Raw genomic sequence first — 18,749 nt, 5'->3', positions numbered from 1 at the left:
CCACGTTGCAAACACCGTGGGAGCGGCGGTGCGCCGCTGCGACTTGCCCCGCGATGATGCTTACTCGGCGATCTGCAACTTGCGCGCCTGGGTGTACACGTACCGCAGCTTTTCATACTCGAACGGCGAGTTGGTCTGGCCATAGCTGAAGTTGGTGCTGTTGCGCTTGTCGATGGCCCGCATCAGCGTGATCTCCGGGTGCTCTTCGGCAGACTCCGGCACGTCCAGGTAATTGACCGCCTGCTCGCCCACGTAGTCCACCACCAGCCCGGTGGTGTCGCGCAGGTTCGACGGCCCCAGGATCGGCAGCATGATGTACGGCCCTTCCGGCACGCCATAGAAGCCGAGCGTCTGGCCAAAGTCCTCGCTCTGGCGCGGCAGCCCCATGCTGGTCGCCGGGTCCCACAGCCCGCCGACACCGAGGATGGTGTTGAACATCAGCCGCGCGGTGATTTGTGCCGAGCGCTTGGCCTTGAGCTGGAACACGCTGTTGAACAGGTTCGGCACATCGCCCAGGTTGTTGAAGAAGTTGTTCACCCCGGTGCGTACGAAGCTTGGGGTGATGTAGCGGTAGCCATCGACCACCGGCAGGAACACCCACTGGTCGAAGCGGTAGTTGAAGTGGTAGATGCGCCGGTTCATCGCTTCCAGCGGGTCATAGATGTTCAACGCCGCCAGGGTCGAGCGCTCGAACTCGCGCTGGTCCAGGCCCGGGTTGAACTTGAGTTCGCGCAGCGGATCGATGAACCCATCGGGTTCTGCCGTGAGGCTCGGGGCCTTGTCGGCCTCGATCACGCTGGCCCGGGGCGCGACTTCTTCGGCCAGGGCGCAGCCGCTGGCGAGCAGGGCGGTGACGAGCAGCAATCGGTTAACCACGGAAGAACTCCAGCATGGCGTCGCTGTTGACGCGGTAATTGAGGTTGCCGCAGTGGCCGCCATGGGGGTACAGGGTCAGGCGCTCGCCGAACACCCGGCGCATGAAACCGATGTCGCCGGGGCCGAGGATCACGTCGTCGGCGTTGTGCATCACGGCGATCTTCGGGCTTTCGTGCAGGTAGTCGGCGAGGGCATACAGGCTGACCTGATCGTTCAACTGCAGCAGGCTGTTGCCGCCGGTACGCGCGCGCCACATGGGGATCACCTGCTCGGTCAGGTAACAGTCGAAATCGCACTGCAGGGCACGCTTGAAGAACGGCGTGAGGCTGGTGGTTTCGGTGATCGGGTACTTCGGCGGAATGATCAGGCCGCGGCGGTTGATCAGGTCGGAGGTGAAGGCGATGTCGGCTGCCGAGAAGCGGAACGAGGTGCCGATCAGCATGGCCATCTGTTCGTTGGACAGGTGCTGGCGCGACTGCTGGAAGTCGTACAGCAAGGCTTCGTTGAGGTCGATGTAGCCCTTGTCCTGGAAGTAGCGGGTGAGCTTCTCCAGCATCAGCTCGTAGAACGTGGTGCTCTTGTCGATGCCCTTGACCCGGGTTTGCACCAGTTTGTCCAGGTTGCTGATCGAGGTGTACAGGTTGACCGGCGGGTTGAGCAGCAGCACCCGCTTGAAGTTGAAGCTGCGCCGGGTTTCGTCCAGCTTGCTGACGAACGCGGCATCCAGCGCCCCCAGGCTGTAGCCCGTCAGGTAGTACTCGCTGACCGGCAGGCGCGGGTGCTGGGCGCGCACCGCCTGCATCACCCGGTACAGGTCCTTGGCATCCTCGGCGCTCACGCCAGGCGTGGCAAAGCGCGAGGCCGCGCTCATGAAGTCGTAGCTGGTCGGCGAGGACAGCTGCACCACGTGGTAGCCGGCCTGATAGAACAGTTTTTTCAGGTATTCGTTGATCGAGCTGAAGTAGGGCGCGCCGGTACCGGCGATCAGGAAGATCAGCGGCGCCTCGTGGTCCTGCTGGGCCAGGCGGTAGCGCAGCTTCTTCACCGACCAGAAATTGTCCGGCAGGGTGAACTCGCGTTCCGGGCGCAGGGTGAGGCTGTAGTCGTCCTGGTCGATTTCATCGTCGCTGGGCAGCGTCGGGCGCTGCTCGGGCGGCGTGGTGGCGATGGTCGCCTCGAACGGGTTGGTCAATGGGTAGCCGTAGCTCGCGGCATCGATATCCCGCGCCGAAGCGGCCGCAGCCATGAGCAGGCCACCGAGCAGCGCGGCGAGGCGCAAAGATCGAAGCATGTAGTCCCCCAGAAAAACGCAAGGTCGTGCAGTTTGTACGCAGGCTAGGACCATGGTCGACCCGGCAAAGTTGCCTGCCGTTCATACCTTTGTCGCACCAGATGTTGTTGTCCACGGCAATGCCTGTGTTGTGCAACATAGCCGTTGGGCCATGATTTTGCCTTACATCGGCCCCTGAGCGATCATTCACGCTTTCGATTGCCGCTATTGGAGAACCGGATGTCCCGTTCGTGGCCGCTGATTGCCTTGCTGCTGTTCCTGCCGCTGTGGCTGGCCGCCAGTTATGGCGTGCGTTATGGCTTGATGGAAGCGCCCCAATGGGTCGGATTGTGTGCGCAGCCGGGGGAAATCTGGCAGTGCCAGGTGCGCTCGCTGCTGGGGTTGGGCATTCATTTCCAGGTGATCGCCTGGAGCGCGTTGGGGCTGGCGCTGGTCGCCCAACTGGTTGTGGGCCGTCTGGGTGGGTGGCTTGCCGTGCTGGCGCTGGTGTTAGGGCTGCCGGCGCTGGTGCTGTATACCGCGAGCATCGCGGTGTTTGCGGTGGTGCTGGCAGGCCTGCGCTTGGTCAGGTGATTACCGGATTGCTGGGTCGGGCCTGGAGGATGGCGGGCTGAAACCTCAACTCAGCACGTGATCCACCGGCTCCAATGCCGGCGGCAAAGGCTCATGCCCGAGCGCCGCCAGCACATCGCGTTCGATAGTGCGTACCAGCGCATCGGTCGGCAGGTCGTTCTCATCCCGGCCGAACGGGTCTTCCAGCTCGTTGCCGATGGCATCCAGGCCGAAGAACGTGTAGCTGACGATGGTGGTGAACAGCGGCGCCAGCCAGCCCAGCGGTTCGGCCAGGGCGAACGGCAGCAGCAGGCAGAAGATATAGATGGTGCGGTGCAGCAGCAGGGTGTAGGGGAATGGCAGCGGCGTGCCCTTGATCCGCTCGCAGGTGGCCTGCACCTCCGACAGGCCCGACAGGCGCTGTTCCAGGGTGGTGTAACGGAACTCGCTGATCAGCTGTTGCTGAGCCAGCCGCGAACATTGCGCACCGATGTCCTGGAGGATGCCGTTGCACAGATTGTGCGGGGTCAGCGGTGCTTGCTCGGCCAACCAGGGGCGGGCGGCGTGCAGTTCGTCCTCATTGCGCAGCCGGGCATTCAGGGCATGGGCAAAACCGCACAGGCTGCGCAACATCGCCGCGCGCAGTTGCGCATCCTCGATCACCACGCTTTCACGCACGAACGAACGCACCTCGATGATCATCCGCCCCCAGGCCTTGCGCCCTTCCCACCAACGGTCGTAGCAGGCGTTGTTGCGAAAGCTCATGAAGATCGACAGCGACAGCCCGAGCAGGGTGAACGGCGTGGCGCTGACCGGGTAGAACAACGCCGGGTAGTGCCGCTCGATCAGCACGATCAGTGCGGCCAGCAGGGTGACCATCAGGCAGCGCAACGCGATGCGCTTGACGATCGAGCCCCTGAGGGTGAACAGCACACGTAGCAGGTCGGGGCGGGAGTGGACGATCAAGAGGGGTTCCCGAGGCGGCCGTTCAGCCGCCGGTCATGTTCATGAAACGCAGGATCTGCACCTCGCCACCCACTTCGAAGTGATGGCGCCAAGGCTTGAGCTGCATGGCCTCGCGGATGGCCTTGTCGAGGCGGGCACTGTCGCCGGGGTGCTGGCGCAGCACCTGCTTGAGGTCCAGCGAGTGCTCGTTGCCCAGGCACAGCAGCAGGCGGCCTTCGACGGTCAGGCGCACGCGGTTGCAGGTGGCACAGAAGTTGTGGCTGTGGGGCGAGATGAAACCGACCCGGGTGTTCGGCGCTTCGGCCAGGCGCCAGTAGCGGGCCGGGCCTTGGGAGGATTCGGCCGATTCGATCAGTGTGAAGTGCCCGGCCAGGCGCTCGCGCACATCGTCGCTGGAACAGTAGGACTCGCCGCGCTGGTGTTCGCTGATCACCCCCAGGGGCATTTCCTCGATGAACGAGATGTCCAACTCGCGGTCGATGGCGAAGCGCACCAGGTCGACGATCTCGTCGTCGTTGCGGCCCTTGAGCACCACGGCGTTGAGCTTGGTGCGACGAAAGCCGGCGGCGCGCGCGGCATCGATGCCGGCGATCACCTGCTGCAGGTCACCGGTGCGGGTCAGGGCGCGGAAGCGCTCGGGGTCGAGGCTGTCGAGGCTGATGTTCAGGCGCGACACGCCGGCATCGAACAGCGGCTGGGCCAGGCGGCCGAGCTGCGAGCCATTGCTGGTCAGGCACAGTTCACGCAGGCCGGGCAGGGCGGCGATACGTTCGCAGAGCCCGACGATGCCCTGGCGGACCAGGGGTTCACCGCCGGTCAGGCGGATCTTGCGGGTGCCCAGGGCGACGAAGCGTTCGGCCACTTGATAGAGCTCTTCGAGGCTGAGGATCTGCTGGCGCGGCAAAAACTGCATGTCCTCGGCCATGCAGTAGACGCAACGGAAATCGCAACGATCGGTGACCGACATCCGCAGGTAGTCGACCTTGCGGTTGAAACCGTCGATCAGGGCCTGGGGGTTCTGTTCCACGTGGGCGCTCGAAGGGCTGGGGGCTATGCAATCCAAGCTATCGCCTGGGGCCAGACCCGTCAAATCGCTTTCCCTGACCGCTTGATCAATGGCCTCTATCAAGACTGCAACGAATGAACCTGTGGGAGCGGGCTTGCCCCGCGAGAGGCCAGCCCAGGCTTCGCAAAACCATGATCGATACGGCCTATCACCCCGTCAGACATTTCGATTGGACGCCCCCACGCCACCCTCCATAGGCTGGAAAAAAGCAGCGGACAACGTGATCCGCCGCACCTTTACCATGCCCGCGTGAGGATTGACCGCATGAGCCAGGACGAACACATCAGGGACTACAAGGGGCCGGCCGCCGGCTGGGGCGCGCTCAAGAGCGTGACCAAGAGCTGGCTGGGCAGCGAGAACGCCTTCAAGAACCTGCGGGCCATGCTCAAGACCAACCAGAACGGCGGCTTCGACTGCCCCGGTTGCGCCTGGGGCGAGTCGCCGGAAAGCGACATGGTCAAGTTCTGCGAGAACGGCGCCAAGGCGGTCAACTGGGAAGCCACCGGCCGCTCGGTGGACCCGGCTTTCTTCGCCAAGTACAGCGTCAGCGCGCTGCTGGAACAGACCGACTACTGGCTTGAGTACCAGGGCCGGCTGACCCACCCGATGCGCTATGACGCGGCCACCGACCACTATGTAGAAACCAGCTGGGACGAGGCCTTCGCCCTGATCGGCCAGCACTTGAACAGCCTCGACTCGCCCGACCAGGCCGAGTTCTACACCTCGGGCCGGGCCAGCAACGAGGCGGCGTTCCTCTATCAGTTGTTCGTGCGCGCCTACGGCACCAACAACTTCCCCGACTGCTCGAACATGTGCCACGAAGCCAGCGGCGTGGGCATGTCGCAAACCCTCGGCGTGGGCAAGGGCACCGTGGTGTTCCATGACCTGGAGCTGGCCGACGCGATCTTCGTCATCGGCCAGAACCCCGGCACCAACCACCCGCGCATGCTCGAACCGCTGCGCGAGGCGGTCAAGCGCGGTGCCCAGGTGGTGTGCTTCAACCCGCTCAAGGAGCGCGGGCTGGAACGCTTCCAGCACCCGCAGCACCCGCTGGAGATGCTCAGCAATGGCTCCGAGTCCACCAGCACCGCGTACTTCCGCCCGGCGCTGGGCGGCGACATGGCGGCCATGCGCGGTATCGCCAAGTACCTGTTGCAGTGGGAACGCGAAGCGCAGCTCAACGATGAGCCGCCGGTGTTCGACCATGCCTTCATCGCCGAGCACACCAGTGGGGTCGAGGATTACCTGGCCGTGGTCGATGCCACGCCCTGGGCGCATATCGTCGAGCAGTCCGGCCTGACCAAGGCCGAGATCGAGCTGGCGGCACGCATGTACCGCAAGGCCGAACGGGTGATCATGTGCTGGGCCATGGGTGTGACCCAGCACCGCCATTCGGTGGCGACCGTGCAGGAAATCGTCAACCTGCAACTGCTGCGCGGCAACGTCGGCAAGCCCGGTGCCGGCCTGTCACCGGTACGCGGCCACAGCAACGTGCAGGGCGACCGCACCATGGGCATCGACGAAAAACCCAAGGCGCAACTGCTCGACGCCCTGGAGAAGCGCTTCCAGTTCAAGGTGCCGCGTGCCCATGGCGACAACGCCGTGCTGGCGATCAAGGCCATGGAGGAGGGGCGGGCCAAGGTGTTCGTCGCCCTGGGCGGCAACTTCGCCCAGGCCACCCCGGACACGCCACGCACCCATGCGGCGCTGCGCAATTGCGCGCTGACCGTGCAGATTTCCACCAAGCTCAACCGTTCGCACCTGGTAACCGGGCGCGACGCGCTGATCCTGCCGTGCCTGGGCCGTACCGAGATCGATATCCAGGGCGAGGGCCCGCAGGGGGTGACGGTCGAAGACACCTTCAGCATGGTGCACATCTCCCATGGCCAGCTGAAACCGCGCTCGCCGCACCTGCGCTCGGAGCCTGCGATCGTTGCCGGCATGGCCAAGGCCACCCTGGGCAACACGCCGATCGACTGGGAATACGCGATTGCCGACTACGGCCGCATCCGCAGCATGATTGCCGATGTGATTCCGGGCTTTGCCGATTTCAACGAGCGCTTGCAGCATCCGGGCGGTTTCCACCTGGGCAACAACGCGGCAGACCGCAGTTTCCGCACCGCCACCGGCAAGGCGTGCTTCACCCCCAGCGCATTGCCCGAGCAGCTGGTCAACGACCAGGTGCTGGCCCGTGGCGACAAGCCCGACCTGATCCTGCAGACCCTGCGCTCCCACGATCAGTACAACACCACCCTGTACGGGCTGGATGACCGCTATCGCGGGGTGTTCGGCCTGCGCGAAGTGGTATTCGTCAACGAGGCCGATATCCGCCGCCTGGGTTTCGAGCCGGGTGAGCAGGTGGACCTGGTGTCGCTGTGGGCGGATGGCCGCGAGCGGCGGGTGTCGGGGTTCCGTCTGGTGGCCTATGACGTGCCCGAGGGGCAGGCGGCGGCGTACTACCCGGAGACCAACCCCTTGGTGCCGTTGGAGAGTTATGGCGACGGCACTTACACGCCGACGTCGAAGTTCGTGGCGATCAAGCTGGAGAAGGCCAGCGCGGGGAACCGGATCGCGGCGTCGAACACCTCTGCGTGATGTTGTGGGAGCGGCGGTGCGCCGCTGCGACTTGCCCCGCGATGGCGATGGTGGGTTCACTGATGTCATCGCGGGGCAAGCCCGCTCCCACGCGATGTGGTCGCGCGCCTCAGCGATGCACCGGATACGCCGTGGTGTACTTCATCTGTTCCATGGCAAAGCTCGAGGTGATGTTCGACAGCCCGTCGGTGCTGGTGATCAGTTTCTTGTAGAAGCGGTCGTAGGCGGCGATGTCGCCCACCACCACCCGCAGCATGTAGTCCCAGTCGCCGGACATGCGGTACACCTCCATCACCTCCTCGAACGCGGTCACCGTGGCGGCGAACTGCGCCAGCCAGGCGCTGTCGTGGCGCTGGGTCTTGAGCTGGACGAACACCGTCAGGCCCAGGCCCAGGCGCTGGGGGTCGAGCAGGGCGACGCGGCCGCGGATATAGCCTTCATCTTCCAGGCGCTTGACCCGCTTCCAGCAGGGGGTGGTGGTCAGGTTGACCGCTTCGGCCAGGTCCTTGAGGGAGATCGAGGCGTCGCGCTGGAGCAGGGTGAGGATGTGCTGGTCGAAACTGTCCATGTCGCTGTTGGGCTCCAGGCGAGAAAAAGTTTCCCGAGATTAGCCGTTGGCGGTGTTGCTTGGAATCGCCATGGCTCGTACAAGGTAAAAATGTTCTGGTTGGCGCCGGTCGGTGGCGCGATATGAGATAGTTGCGCTTTTCCACCCCTAGTCAATGGACCCGACCATGTCCGAAAAGCCGCGCAATTTCGCCACCCGCACCATTCACGCCGGCGAGCAGTCCAGCGTTGCCGACAACGCCATCTTCCCGGCCATCGTCACCTCCAGCTCGTTCATCAAGCGTGGCCTGGACGACAACCCCGAGTACGCCTACAGCCGCGTCAGCAACCCCACCCGGCATGCCTATGAGACCTGCGTGGCGGCCCTTGAGGAGGGTGTCGGCGCGGTGGCCTGTGCATCTGGCGTAAGCGCTACGGCCACGGTGCTCGAGCTGTTGTCCAAGGATGCCCACGTGGTGGTGATGAACGGCGTCTACGGCGGCACCTTCCGCCTGCTGGAAGACTACCGCGGGCGCACCTCGGGGCTGACCACCACCTACGTCGACCTCAACGACGTCGAGGCCGTGGCCGCGGCGATTCGCCCGGACACGCAACTGATCTGGATCGAGTCGCCGACCAACCCGCTGCTGCACCTGGTCGATATCAAGGCGGTCTGCGACCTGGCCCGCGCACGCGGCATCATGACCTGCATCGACAACACCTTCTGCTCGCCGTGGAACCAGCAGCCGATCACCTTGGGCGTGGACCTGGTGATGCACTCGGCGAGCAAGTACATCGGCGGCCATTCCGACCTGACCGGCGGCGTGGTGGTGGCGGCCAACGACGAGCTGCTGGGGCGCCTGCGCAAGATCAGCATGGCGGTGGGGGCGATCCAGGGGCCGTTCGATTGCTACCTGGCACTGCGCGGGCTGAAGACCCTCGACGTGCGCATGGAGCGCCAGAGCGCCAACGCCCTGCGCGTGGCGCAGTACCTGGAAGGCCACCCGCAGGTCGAGCAGGTGTATTACCCGGGGCTGGAAAGCCACCCGCAGCATGCGCTGTGCAAGCGCCAGATGCGCACCGGCGGGGCCGTGGTGGCCATTCGCATCAAGGGTGACCGGGCTGCGGTCAACCGCCTGGTCGAGGCGCTGCAGATCTTCGTCCTGGCCGATTCGCTGGGCGGGGTGGAGAGCATGATCAACCATTCCTGGAGCATGTCGCACAACTCGCTCAGCCCAGAGCAGAAGGGCGTGATGGGGATCAGCGAGAACCTGGTGCGGTTGTCGATGGGGATCGAGGATTATCGGGACTTGATCGAGGACCTGGATACGGCGCTCAAAGCATCCGCTTGAGGGCTGCTGACGTCATCGCGGGGCAAGCCCGCTCCCACGCATGTGGGGGCGGGCTTGCCCCGCGATCATTTTGAAAGGTTTACCGTTCAGGACTTGGGCGGATGGATGATCCGTTCGATCTTGTCCTTGATCAGCAGCCGCTCCTTGCGTAACAGGGTGACCTTGTCATCGGCGCTGCCGTTGCCTTCGGCAGCCACCACTTCCTTGTCCTTGGCGTTGTAGTCCTTGTGCAGCTTGTGCAGGTCCTGATTCTTGTCGATCAGGGCCTGGAACTGGTCGGCGCTAACGTGCAGGTCGGCGAGCAAATCGTGCGGAACTGGCATTTCTTCACCTCTTTCAGGGTTGGCGAACGGGCCTGAACCATGAGGATAGTCGCCTTTGCCCCAATGGGGGACTGGAGTAGGCTGTAGCGCATCCTCCCTCAGCCGGAACCTGCGCCATGCCCCACCTGAACCTGGAATACAGCGACAACCTGGGCGAACTCAACGTCGACCTGCTGCTGTTGCGCCTGAATCACGCCCTGGTGGGCAGCGGCCAGTTTGCCGACGAAGCCGACATCAAGAGCCGCGCCCAGGCCTTCGCCAAGTACCGGGTGGGCACGGCACCGGGTGAGCGTGCCTTCGCCCATGTACGCCTGGCGATCCTCAGCGGGCGCTCGGAGCAGGTGAAGCAGCAGTTGTCGGGCAGCCTGCTGGCGGTGTTGCAGGAAGCCATCCCCGCCCAGGCCGGGCTGGATATCCAGCTGTGCGTGGAGGTGCTGGACATCGACCGTGAGCCCTACGCCAAGCTGCGCCTGCCGGCTGAATAAACGCTGAATGAAACTTGTTTAATTGATGAAAGCTGCGTTCCGACCAATTGTTACCAAGTTTTTCACAAAAAATTGATGCTAGCCTTCCTAGAGTTCGGCCAACTTCCCAAGGTGCCCGCCCGGGCACCCTGGCCGCTCATGAACTCTACCTGCGAATGCCATGCTCAACATCAAATCCCTGCGGACTGAATGGGTCACGCTGCTGGCCAGCCTTTACCTGTTGATCGGCCTCAACGCCTTCCTCTGGCAGCACCTGCAAGCCATTGTGCCGCCCGGCATGGTGGGGCTGTGGCTGGGCTTGGCATTCGCCGTGATGATGTTGTTCGCCTTCAATCTCATATTGACCTTGTTGGCATTCAAGTATGTGTTGAAACCGATATTGATCCTGTTGTTCATGAGCGGCGCGGGCGTTGCCTACTTCATGAATCAATATGGCGTGCTGATCGATACCGGCATGTTCCGCAATGTCGCGGAAACCAACGTTACGGAAGTTCGCGACCTGCTGTCGATCAAGTTTGCGCTATATATCGTGCTGCTTGGTGTGCTGCCGTCGCTGTTGGTATGGAAGGCAAAGATCGCCTATCGCCCCTGGTACCGCGAAGTGCTGGGCAAATTGGTGGTGACGGGGGCCTGTGTGGCGGCGCTGGGCTCGGTGGCACTGGTCAACTACCAAGGGCTTGCATCGCTGTTTCGCAACCACCACGAACTGCGCCTGATGCTTACCCCTAGCAATATCGTCGGCGCGTCCATCGGTTATGTCAGCGAACAGTTGGTTACTGCAGCGCGGCCGTTCCAGCCCTACGGCACCGATGCCCGCCGCGATGCCGCCTGGCAGCACCATGAGCGCAAGTCGCTGACCGTGCTGGTGGTGGGTGAAAGTGCACGCGCCGAGAACTTTGGCCTGCTTGGCTATGCCCGCAACACCACGCCGAATTTGGCCAAGCAGCAGGGCCTGTTGAGTTTTACCGATGTGCACTCGTGCGGTACCGAAACCGCCGTGTCTGTGCCGTGCATGTTCTCCGGCATGACCCGCAAGGACTATGACGCCCGCGTGGCCAAGAACCGCGAAGGCCTGCTCGACATCCTCCAGCGCGCCGGCCTGGCCGTGCAGTGGCGTGACAACCAGTCCGGCTGCAAGGGCACCTGCGACCGCGTGCAGTTCATCGACGTGAGCAACCTCACCGACCCGACCCTGTGCGCCAACGGCGAGTGCCACGACGAGATCCTCCTGCAGGGCCTGGGCGAGCTGATCGACAACCTCGACAAGGACACCGTGCTGGTGCTGCACCAGATGGGCAGCCACGGCCCCGAGTACTTCAAACGCTACCCGGCAGGCAGCGAGCCGTTCACCCCGGTGTGCCGCAGCAATGCGCTGAACCAGTGCAGCCAGGCGGAAATCGTCAATGGCTATGACAACACCCTGGCCTATACCGACAAGGTGCTGGGCTCGCTGATCGATACCCTGCGCAGCAAGCAGGACAAGGTCGACACGGCGATGATCTACCTGTCCGACCACGGCGAGTCGCTGGGTGAATACAACCTCTACCTGCACGGCACCCCCTACGTGATGGCGCCAGACCAGCAAAAGCACGTGCCGCTGTTGACCTGGTTCTCCGACAGCTACAAGCAGGACTTCGGCCTGGACACCGACTGCCTGGCCAAGCTGCGCGACGCACCGCTGTCCCAGGACAACCTGTTCCACTCGATGCTCGGCCTGTTGCAGGTACGCACCGAGGTCTACCAGCAGTCGCTGGACATGTTCGCCAGCTGCCGGCCGTGGCTGGCGGCGGGGCGCTGAAGCACGGTGTAAACGCCATCGCGGGGCAAGCCCGCTCCCACGCCAACCCTGGAGAGCGTGGGAGCGGGCTTGCCCCGCGATGGAAAAGCCGGCAACCGCCCGGCACCATGGATGGCGCGAGGTTTCACCCCCAGGGGCCGCGCCGTATATACTGCGCGCCAATGTTAGTGGGAGAGCCTCGTGGCCATCGAAATTCACTGGATCCGTGACGACCAGACCCTGGCCGAGCACTGCCAAAGCTGGCGCGAACTGCCCTTCGTGGCGCTCGACACCGAATTCATGCGGGTCGACACCTTCTACCCGAAAGCCGGCCTGATCCAGGTGGGCGTCGGCGAGCACGCCTACCTCATCGACCCTTTGCTGATCAAGGACTGGCAGCCGCTGGCCGAGCTGCTCGACGACACTGCCGTGGTCAAGGTGCTGCACGCCTGCAGCGAAGACCTCGAAGTGCTGCTGCGCCTGACCGGCAAGCTGCCGCAGCCGCTGTTCGACACCCAACTGGCTGCCGGTTACCTGAACATCGGCTTCTCCATGGGCTACTCGCGCCTGGTGCAGGAAGTCCTGGGGCTTGAACTGCCCAAGGGCGAAACCCGCTCCGACTGGCTGCAGCGCCCGCTGTCCGATACCCAGGTGAGCTACGCCGCCGAGGATGCCGTGCACCTGGCCGAGCTGTTCAGCGCGCTGCGCCCGAAATTGTCCGACGACAAGTACGCCTGGGTCCTCGAGGACGGCGCCGAGCTGGTCGCCGCGCTGCGTCGTGAAGTCGAGCCGGAGACCCTGTACCGCGACGTCAAGCTGGCCTGGAAGCTGGGCCCTCAGCAGTTGGCCGTGCTGCGCGAGCTGTGCGCCTGGCGCGAGCGTGAAGCCCGCAGCCGCGACGTACCGCGCAACCGTATCCTCAAGGAACACTCGTTGTGGCCCATGGCCAAGGGCCAACCCGGCAACCTGCCGGCCCTGGGCAAAATCGAAGAGATGCACCCGCGTACCATCCGCCAGGACGGCGAGTTCCTCATCCAGCTGATCAAGCGCGCCGCCGGCCTGCCCGCCGAACAGTGGCCGCAGCGCCTGCCTGAGCCGCTGCCGATCGAGGCCGCCGGCATTCTCAAGCGCCTGCGTGCCATCGGCCAGGCCGAAGGCGAGCGCCTGCAGATCGCCCCGGAGCTGATGCTGCGCAAGAAGACCCTCGAGGCCCTGCTCAAGAGCGGCTACCCCGACGGCCCCTATCAACTGCCCGATTCGCTGCGCGGCTGGCGTCGCGAGCGTATGGGCCAGGCCCTGCTGGACGACCTGGCAGGCGCCGGAGAAGCTCAATGAAACGTATCTGCTCGATTTACAGAAGCCCACGCAAGAACGGCATGTACCTCTACGCGCTCAAGGCCGACGGCCTGGAACGCATCCCGGAAGGCCTGTTGCCGTTCTTCGGCACGCCGGTGCATGCCTTCGACCTGGTGCTGACCCCGGAGCGCAAGCTGGCCCGCGAGGACATCGTGAAAGTGCTGGAGAACCTCGACAGCCAGGGTTACCACCTGCAGATGCCGCCGCCGGACGAGGAGTACATCGAACACCTGCCCGAAGAGTTGCTGCGCCGCAACGACCCGGTCTGATTCGGGCGCACTCACCCTCATAGCTGCGGCCCGCCTGGCGGGCCGCTTTCGTTGTTTGCCAAGGTTGTGTTTCACATGCGCGTACTGATCGCTGAACAGGATCATGCCAACTACGCCCGCCTGCTCGGTGAGGCGGCACCGGACCTGGAGGTCCTGACCAGCGGCGACTCCGCCGAGCTGGCGCGCTTCGCCGCCGACTGCCCGGTGTGGCTGGGCCAGCCGGACCTGCTGGCCAGCCTGCTGCGCCAGGGCCATAAACCCGAGTGGATGCAATCGACCTGGGCGGGCATCACCCCGCTGCTGGCCGATGCGCTGCCGCGCGACTACCGCCTGACCCGGGCGGTGGGCATCTTCGGCCAGGTGATGGCCGAGTACATGCTCACCTACATGCTGGTGCACGAGCGCGAAGTGTTGTCGCGCCTGGTCAGCCAGGTCGAGCGGCGCTGGGACGACCGCCCCGGGCGCAGCCTGGAAGGGCGCCGGGTACTGGTCGTCGGCACGGGCGACATCGGTCAGCGGGTCGCCGAGTTCCTCATGCCCTTTGGCGTGACCCTGTACGGCGTGGCCAGCACTGCGCGCGAGCAGGCACCCTTCGTCGAGGTGGTCGGGCTCGACCAGTTGCCGCGCATGGTCGGGCAGGCCGATTACGTGCTCAACCTGCTGCCCGATACCCCGGCTACCCACGATCTCTATGACGCGGCGCTGTTCAAATGCTTCCAGCCCAGCGCATTGTTCATCAACGCCGGGCGTGGCGCGGCGGTGGTCGATGCGGACCTGGTCGCGGCGCTCAAGGAAGGCCATCTGGCCGGTGCGGTGATCGATGTTTGCCGGCAGGAGCCGTTGCCTCAACGGCACCCGTTCTGGACGGCCTGGGGGCTGCTGCTGACCGGGCACAGCTCGGCGCCGACCTCGCCGCCGGCGATGGTGCGCTTGTTCGTCGAGAATGTGCGGGCCTATGCAGCGGGGCAGGGGTTGCGCGGCGAAGTGGATTTCGCTCGAGGGTACTGAGGCTCCATCGCGGGGCAAGCCCGCTCCCACGCAGTCTCGGACTGCCTTTGGGGCCTGTCCATGTCGTGGGAGCGGGCTTGCCCCGCGATCGGGCTTACAGGCTGAACTCACCCTCAGCCGCCAGCTCGCTCAGCGGCCGGCGCGGGCTCGGCACTTCGCGGGCCTGCAGGCCCTCGGCCAGGGTCGCCTTGTCGCCCAGCTTGCCGATCGCGACCATCGCGTGCAGCGCGTAGCCTTCGGGGATCTTCAGCTCGCTGCGGGCCAGGTCCTGGTCGAAACCGGCCATGCCATGGGTGTGCCAGCCGCTGATGCTGGCCTGCAGCGCCAGGTGGCCCCAGGCGGAGCCGGTGTCGAAGGTGTGCCACAGCGCCGGCTTTTCTTCCTCGGAGCCCGGTGCGGCGAAGGTGGTCTTGGAAATCACCAGCACCAGCGCCGAAGCCTGCTGCGCCCAGCTGCGGTTGAACTCGTTGAGGATGCCCAGGTAGCGCTCCCAGCTCGGCGTGTCGCGGCGCGCATAGAGGAAGCGCCAAGGCTGCGAGTTGTAGGCCGACGGCGCCCAGCGCGCGGCTTCAAGGAAGCTCAGCAGGGTTTCCTGGCTGATCGGCTCGGCGGTGAAGGCGCGAGGCGACCAGCGGTTGATGAACTGCTCGTTGATGGCGTAGTCGGCGATACGAGGGGTGGCGCTCATGGCTGCTCCTGCAGTGGGCGGGGTAAAGACCGCACGCTACTGCGTCCGGCAAGCACTGACAAGCGGTCTGGCGTTGCCGCCGGACAGCCTCTAGACTGGCGCCGCCGCGCGCCGCGGATTCAAGTTGATTGCAGGAATACGTGTGATGATTGCCGACACCGCGCCCTTCTGGCGGCGCAAGACCCTCGAACAACTCGACCCGCGCGAGTGGGAGTCGCTGTGCGACGGCTGCGGCCTGTGCTGCCTGCAGAAGCTCGAGGACGAAGAAGACAACAGCGTCTATTACACGAGCATCGCCTGCAAACTGCTCGACCTCACCACCTGCCAGTGCAGCGACTACCCCAACCGCTTCGCCCAGGTGCCCGACTGCATCCAGCTCACCCCGGGCAAGGCCGACCAGTTCAAGTGGCTGCCGCCCACCTGCGGTTACCGCCTGGTCAGCGAGGGCAAGGACCTGCCGGCCTGGCATCACCTGGTCTGCGGCGACCGCGAGCAAGTCCACGAGCAGCGTATTTCCCGGTCCGGACGCATGCTCAGTGAAAACGATGTGGATGAAGACGACTGGGAAGATCACCTGATTTTCCGCGCTGGTTGAATCGCCCGGGCTTTCGCCTCTGGGGAACAAGGAGTTTTCTGTATGCGTCGCCCGCTGTTGCTGCTGCTTGGCCTGCTGGCCAGTTCCCAGGTACTGGCGAAGAAAGTCGACCTCGATTACCAGGTGCGCCTGCTGCCCCAGAGCGGCCAGGCCGAAGTGCGCCTGACCCTGGCCGACGGTAGCGTGGTACGCAGCCTGGACTTTGACCTGGGCCAGGGCGGCGCCTACAGCGACTTCCTCGCCGACGGCCAGTGGCAGGCCCAGGGCGGGCGCGGCGTGTGGCGCCCGGCCCCAGGCAAGACCAGCCTCAGCTACCGGGTGCTGCTCGATCAGGCGCAGCCTGGTGCCAGCCATGAGGCCCGTATTACCGCGCAGTGGGCGCTGCTGCGCGGCGAGCAACTGGTGCCGCCGGCGCGCCTTGACCAGCAGGACGGCACCGAACTGGTGGCGCGCCTGACCTTCGAATTGCCCGCAGGCTGGAAGAGCGTGGAAACCGCCTGGCCGCGCATCGGCCGGCAGAAATTCCGTATCGACGATGTTTCGCGCCTGTTCGACCGCCCCACCGGCTGGATGCTCGCCGGCAACCTCGGCAGCCGCCGTGCGCGCCTTGGCGAGACCGAGGTCACCGTGGCCGCGCCGCAGGGGCAGGGCATGCGCCGCATGGATACGCTGACCCTGCTGACCTTCGTCTGGCCGCAGCTGCAGGCGGTGTTCCCGCGCAACCCGCCCAAGCTGCTGCTGGTCGGCGCCCGGGACGGCATGTGGCGCGGCGCCCTGGCCGGGCACAACTCGCTGTACCTGTACAGCGGCGCCGCGCTGATCAATGACAGCGGCACCAGCCCGCTGCTGCGCGAGGTGGTGCAGCTCTTCGCACAGATCAACGACCGCGATGGCAGCGACTGGCTCGGCGAGAGCCTCACCGACTACTACGCCACCGAACTGCTGCGCCGGGCAGGTGGCATCAGCGATGACCGCTACCAGGCCTTGCAGGCCCGCCTGCACAAGCAGGGCGCCAAGGTGACCCAGCTCAAGGGCGCCAAGGCCGACGCCGCGCAAGTTGCCCGTGGGGTGTTGCTGTTGCAGGCGCTGGACCGCGAGATCCGCCTGCACAACCACGACAAGCGCTCCCTGGACGATGTCGCGCGGGCGCTGATGCGCCTGTCCAGCGTGAGCACCGAAGAGTTCGTCCAGATCAGCGAGAACGTGCTCGGGCGCCAGTCCGAGGTGTTGCAGAGCAAGCTGTTGCGCTAGATCAGATTACGTTTGCCTGTACCGGCCTCTTCGCGGGTAAACCCGCTCCCACAGGGGGCGCGACTGGCTACTGGTTTAATGAGCTGGCGCGCTCTCTGTGGGAGCGGGCTTGCCCCGCGAACACGGGCGCAGCCCGTGCCAGGCTCCGCACTGTCCCCCTTCGATCCCACCGCACAACCGCTCTGGCATGACCTTCCTGGCCAAGTCCAGGTCCGCCTTGGGCAATCTGTCCCGCTGGCGCTCGCTTAGCTTGGATTGGCGCCAGGCCCTCTACATCCCGGCCTGGCGCGCTCCCATAACAACTCCAAGAAGGGATCAGGATGACCAATCCAAGCGCGGAACATGCCGGCGGCCAGCTGGCGCAAGGTTTCAAACCCAGGCATGTAACCATGCTGTCTATCGCCGGGGTGATCGGCGCCGGGCTGTTCGTCGGCTCGGGGCACGCCATCGCCGCAGCCGGCCCGGCGGCCATCGTCGCCTATGCCCTGGCCGGCACCCTGGTGGTGCTGGTGATGCGCATGCTCGGCGAGATGGCGGTGGCCAGCCCCGACACCGGCTCGTTCTCCACCTACGCCGACCGTGCCATCGGCCGCTGGGCGGGCTTTACCATCGGCTGGCTGTACTGGTGGTTCTGGGTGCTGGTGATCCCCATCGAGGCCATCGCCGCCGGGGTGGTGCTGAACAACTGGTTCCCGCACATCGAACCCTGGTTCTTCGCCCTGGCGATGACGGTGCTGCTGACCTTCACCAACCTGTTCAGCGTGGCCAAGTACGGCGAGTTCGAGTTCTGGTTCGCCATGCTCAAGGTCATCGCCATCATTGCCTTCATCGCCCTCGGCGCGTTTGCCCTGGCCGGGGCCTTGCCCGCGCGCGAGGTCAGTGGCCTGGCGCGGTTGATGAGCGAGCATGGCGGCTTCATGCCCAACGGCTGGACGGCGATCATCGGCGCCTTGCTCACCACCATGTTCAGCTACCTGGGCACGGAAGCGGTGACCATCGCCGCCTCCGAATCCTCGGACCCGGCGCGCAACATCGCCAAGGCCACCCGTTCGGTGATCTGGCGCATCAGCGTGTTCTATCTGCTGTCGATCTTCGTGATCATCTCGGTGGTGCCGTGGAACGACCCGCTGCTGCCGGTGCAGGGCTCGTACCAGCGGGCGCTGGAGATCATGCAGATCCCCTACGCCAAGCTGCTGGTGGACATGGTGGTGCTGGTGGCGGTGGCCAGCTGCCTGAACTCGTCGATCTACATTTCCTCGCGCATGCTGTTCTCGCTGGCCAAGCGCGGCGACGCACCGGCGGCCATTGGCCGTACGTCCAAGGTCGGGGTACCGCGGGCGGCGGTGATCGGCAGCACGCTGATCGGCATGCTCACCACCGTGGTCAATTACTTCGCGCCGGCCGAGGTGTTTGCCTTCCTGCTGGCCAGCTCGGGCTCCATCGCGCTGCTGGTGTACCTGGCGATCGCCTGCTCGCAGCTGCGCATGCGGGCGTTGCTTGAGCGGCAGAGCCAGCAGATCGCCTTCAAGATGTGGCTGTACCCCTGGCTGACCTGGGCGGTGATCGGCTTCATTGTGTTTGCGTTGGGGGTGATGTTCGTGATGCCGCAGCATCGGTTGGAGGTGTCGTTGACCCTTGGGTTGGCGGTGGTGATTCTGCTGGTTGGGGTGGTCAAGCAAAGGCGGCATGCCTTGGTGCCGGTAGCGCGCCCGGCGTGACGCCCATCGCGGGGCAAGTCGCAGCGGCGCACCGC

General features: G+C 64.9%; 18 protein-coding genes. 11 read left to right on the top strand and 7 right to left on the bottom strand.

Features of this window, described 5'->3' with window-relative positions; all coding sequences use genetic code 11:
* Positions 1 to 60 precede the first annotated feature (60 nt).
* Together F6X61_RS14265 and F6X61_RS14260 are read right to left on the bottom strand one after the other, a co-directional pair.
* Entirely contained in the window at positions 61 to 876 is an 816-nt protein-coding gene (locus F6X61_RS14265; RefSeq protein WP_153787169.1) for a VacJ family lipoprotein, read from the bottom strand.
* On the bottom strand, positions 869 to 2,167 hold the full coding sequence (locus F6X61_RS14260; protein ID WP_153787168.1) for a serine/threonine protein kinase: 1,299 nt from the start codon (positions 2,165 to 2,167) through the stop codon (positions 869 to 871). Before F6X61_RS14260 ends, F6X61_RS14265 begins: the two co-directional genes overlap by 8 nt.
* A 219-nt stretch (positions 2,168 to 2,386) precedes the next feature.
* Here F6X61_RS14260 and F6X61_RS14255 point away from each other — a divergent pair, with 219 nt between their 5' ends.
* On the top strand, positions 2,387 to 2,740 hold the full coding sequence (locus F6X61_RS14255) for a hypothetical protein (RefSeq protein ID WP_153787167.1): 354 nt from the start codon (positions 2,387 to 2,389) through the stop codon (positions 2,738 to 2,740).
* Positions 2,741 to 2,785: 45 nt separating this feature from the next.
* On the opposite strand, the gene F6X61_RS14250 is transcribed toward F6X61_RS14255, so the two are convergent.
* The gene (locus F6X61_RS14250) at positions 2,786 to 3,685 is read right to left on the bottom strand and encodes a bestrophin family protein (protein WP_153787166.1); all 900 of its coding nucleotides are present in this window, start codon (positions 3,683 to 3,685) and stop codon (positions 2,786 to 2,788) included.
* A 22-nt stretch (positions 3,686 to 3,707) separates the two neighbouring features.
* Complete coding sequence (gene moaA / locus F6X61_RS14245; RefSeq protein ID WP_153787165.1) at positions 3,708 to 4,712, bottom strand: GTP 3',8-cyclase MoaA; 1,005 nt, start codon at positions 4,710 to 4,712, stop codon at positions 3,708 to 3,710.
* Between the two features lie 303 nt (positions 4,713 to 5,015).
* On the opposite strand from moaA, the gene F6X61_RS14240 reads away from it, so the two are divergent.
* A complete protein-coding gene (locus F6X61_RS14240; RefSeq protein WP_153787164.1) occupies positions 5,016 to 7,346 on the top strand; it encodes an FdhF/YdeP family oxidoreductase in 2,331 nt (776 codons plus the stop codon).
* 109 nt (positions 7,347 to 7,455) lie between these two features.
* Here F6X61_RS14240 and F6X61_RS14235 read toward each other — a convergent pair whose 3' ends face one another.
* Complete coding sequence (locus tag F6X61_RS14235; RefSeq protein ID WP_110992455.1) at positions 7,456 to 7,914, bottom strand: Lrp/AsnC family transcriptional regulator; 459 nt, start codon at positions 7,912 to 7,914, stop codon at positions 7,456 to 7,458.
* A 154-nt stretch (positions 7,915 to 8,068) separates the two neighbouring features.
* Here F6X61_RS14235 and F6X61_RS14230 point away from each other — a divergent pair, with 154 nt between their 5' ends.
* Positions 8,069 to 9,244: a PLP-dependent aspartate aminotransferase family protein gene (locus F6X61_RS14230; protein WP_110992456.1), complete on the top strand. Its 1,176-nt coding sequence runs from the start codon at positions 8,069 to 8,071 to the stop codon at positions 9,242 to 9,244.
* Between the two features lie 86 nt (positions 9,245 to 9,330).
* Here the strand turns inward: F6X61_RS14230 and F6X61_RS14225 are convergent, their stop codons facing one another.
* Entirely contained in the window at positions 9,331 to 9,567 is a 237-nt protein-coding gene (locus F6X61_RS14225) for a YdcH family protein (protein WP_153787163.1), read from the bottom strand.
* A 116-nt stretch (positions 9,568 to 9,683) separates the two neighbouring features.
* Here F6X61_RS14225 and F6X61_RS14220 point away from each other — a divergent pair, with 116 nt between their 5' ends.
* The 5 genes from F6X61_RS14220 (at position 9,684) to F6X61_RS14200 (ending at position 14,462) form a co-directional block, all read left to right on the top strand.
* The gene (locus tag F6X61_RS14220) at positions 9,684 to 10,052 is read left to right on the top strand and encodes a 5-carboxymethyl-2-hydroxymuconate Delta-isomerase (protein ID WP_153787162.1); all 369 of its coding nucleotides are present in this window, start codon (positions 9,684 to 9,686) and stop codon (positions 10,050 to 10,052) included.
* A gap of 160 nt (positions 10,053 to 10,212) precedes the next feature.
* Complete coding sequence (locus F6X61_RS14215) at positions 10,213 to 11,850, top strand: phosphoethanolamine transferase (protein ID WP_153787161.1); 1,638 nt, start codon at positions 10,213 to 10,215, stop codon at positions 11,848 to 11,850.
* A 180-nt stretch (positions 11,851 to 12,030) separates the two neighbouring features.
* A complete protein-coding gene (gene rnd / locus F6X61_RS14210; protein ID WP_153787160.1) occupies positions 12,031 to 13,164 on the top strand; it encodes a ribonuclease D in 1,134 nt (377 codons plus the stop codon).
* A complete protein-coding gene (locus F6X61_RS14205) occupies positions 13,161 to 13,454 on the top strand; it encodes a YcgL domain-containing protein (RefSeq protein WP_153787159.1) in 294 nt (97 codons plus the stop codon). Before rnd ends, F6X61_RS14205 begins: the two co-directional genes overlap by 4 nt.
* A gap of 75 nt (positions 13,455 to 13,529) precedes the next feature.
* The gene (locus F6X61_RS14200; RefSeq protein WP_153787158.1) at positions 13,530 to 14,462 is read left to right on the top strand and encodes a D-2-hydroxyacid dehydrogenase; all 933 of its coding nucleotides are present in this window, start codon (positions 13,530 to 13,532) and stop codon (positions 14,460 to 14,462) included.
* 94 nt (positions 14,463 to 14,556) lie between these two features.
* On the opposite strand, the gene F6X61_RS14195 is transcribed toward F6X61_RS14200, so the two are convergent.
* On the bottom strand, positions 14,557 to 15,150 hold the full coding sequence (locus tag F6X61_RS14195; RefSeq protein ID WP_153787157.1) for a nitroreductase family protein: 594 nt from the start codon (positions 15,148 to 15,150) through the stop codon (positions 14,557 to 14,559).
* Positions 15,151 to 15,295: 145 nt separating this feature from the next.
* On the opposite strand from F6X61_RS14195, the gene F6X61_RS14190 reads away from it, so the two are divergent.
* The 3 genes from F6X61_RS14190 to gabP all read left to right on the top strand — a co-directional run bounded on the left by F6X61_RS14190 (position 15,296) and on the right by gabP (position 18,714).
* Positions 15,296 to 15,745: a YcgN family cysteine cluster protein gene (locus F6X61_RS14190; protein WP_153787156.1), complete on the top strand. Its 450-nt coding sequence runs from the start codon at positions 15,296 to 15,298 to the stop codon at positions 15,743 to 15,745.
* A 42-nt stretch (positions 15,746 to 15,787) separates the two neighbouring features.
* On the top strand, positions 15,788 to 16,996 hold the full coding sequence (locus F6X61_RS14185; RefSeq protein WP_153787155.1) for a hypothetical protein: 1,209 nt from the start codon (positions 15,788 to 15,790) through the stop codon (positions 16,994 to 16,996).
* A 320-nt stretch (positions 16,997 to 17,316) separates the two neighbouring features.
* Positions 17,317 to 18,714 carry a GABA permease gene (gabP, locus tag F6X61_RS14180; RefSeq protein WP_153787154.1) on the top strand — a complete coding sequence of 466 codons (1,398 nt, stop codon included), beginning with the start codon at positions 17,317 to 17,319 and terminating at the stop codon, positions 18,712 to 18,714.
* Positions 18,715 to 18,749 lie beyond the last annotated feature (35 nt).

Origin of the sequence: Pseudomonas sp. EMN2, from assembly GCF_009650555.1 — a bacterium.
Lineage (GTDB): Bacteria > Pseudomonadota > Gammaproteobacteria > Pseudomonadales > Pseudomonadaceae > Aquipseudomonas > Aquipseudomonas sichuanensis.
Note: the sequence above shows the minus strand (reverse complement) of the source record. Positions and strands in the feature narration are given on the sequence as shown.

Coding starts and splice junctions, on each gene's coding strand:
- F6X61_RS14260 (WP_153787168.1), bottom strand. CDS start 2,167: ATGCTTCGATCTTTGCGCCTCGCCGCGCTGCTCGGTGGCCTGCTCATG.
- F6X61_RS14205 (WP_153787159.1), top strand. CDS start 13,161: ATGAAACGTATCTGCTCGATTTACAGAAGCCCACGCAAGAACGGCATG.
- F6X61_RS14215 (WP_153787161.1), top strand. CDS start 10,213: ATGCTCAACATCAAATCCCTGCGGACTGAATGGGTCACGCTGCTGGCC.
- gabP (WP_153787154.1), top strand. CDS start 17,317: ATGACCAATCCAAGCGCGGAACATGCCGGCGGCCAGCTGGCGCAAGGT.
- F6X61_RS14225 (WP_153787163.1), bottom strand. CDS start 9,567: ATGCCAGTTCCGCACGATTTGCTCGCCGACCTGCACGTTAGCGCCGAC.
- F6X61_RS14255 (WP_153787167.1), top strand. CDS start 2,387: ATGTCCCGTTCGTGGCCGCTGATTGCCTTGCTGCTGTTCCTGCCGCTG.
- F6X61_RS14190 (WP_153787156.1), top strand. CDS start 15,296: ATGATTGCCGACACCGCGCCCTTCTGGCGGCGCAAGACCCTCGAACAA.
- F6X61_RS14220 (WP_153787162.1), top strand. CDS start 9,684: ATGCCCCACCTGAACCTGGAATACAGCGACAACCTGGGCGAACTCAAC.
- F6X61_RS14185 (WP_153787155.1), top strand. CDS start 15,788: ATGCGTCGCCCGCTGTTGCTGCTGCTTGGCCTGCTGGCCAGTTCCCAG.
- F6X61_RS14240 (WP_153787164.1), top strand. CDS start 5,016: ATGAGCCAGGACGAACACATCAGGGACTACAAGGGGCCGGCCGCCGGC.
- F6X61_RS14195 (WP_153787157.1), bottom strand. CDS start 15,150: ATGAGCGCCACCCCTCGTATCGCCGACTACGCCATCAACGAGCAGTTC.
- F6X61_RS14235 (WP_110992455.1), bottom strand. CDS start 7,914: ATGGACAGTTTCGACCAGCACATCCTCACCCTGCTCCAGCGCGACGCC.
- F6X61_RS14200 (WP_153787158.1), top strand. CDS start 13,530: ATGCGCGTACTGATCGCTGAACAGGATCATGCCAACTACGCCCGCCTG.
- F6X61_RS14230 (WP_110992456.1), top strand. CDS start 8,069: ATGGACCCGACCATGTCCGAAAAGCCGCGCAATTTCGCCACCCGCACC.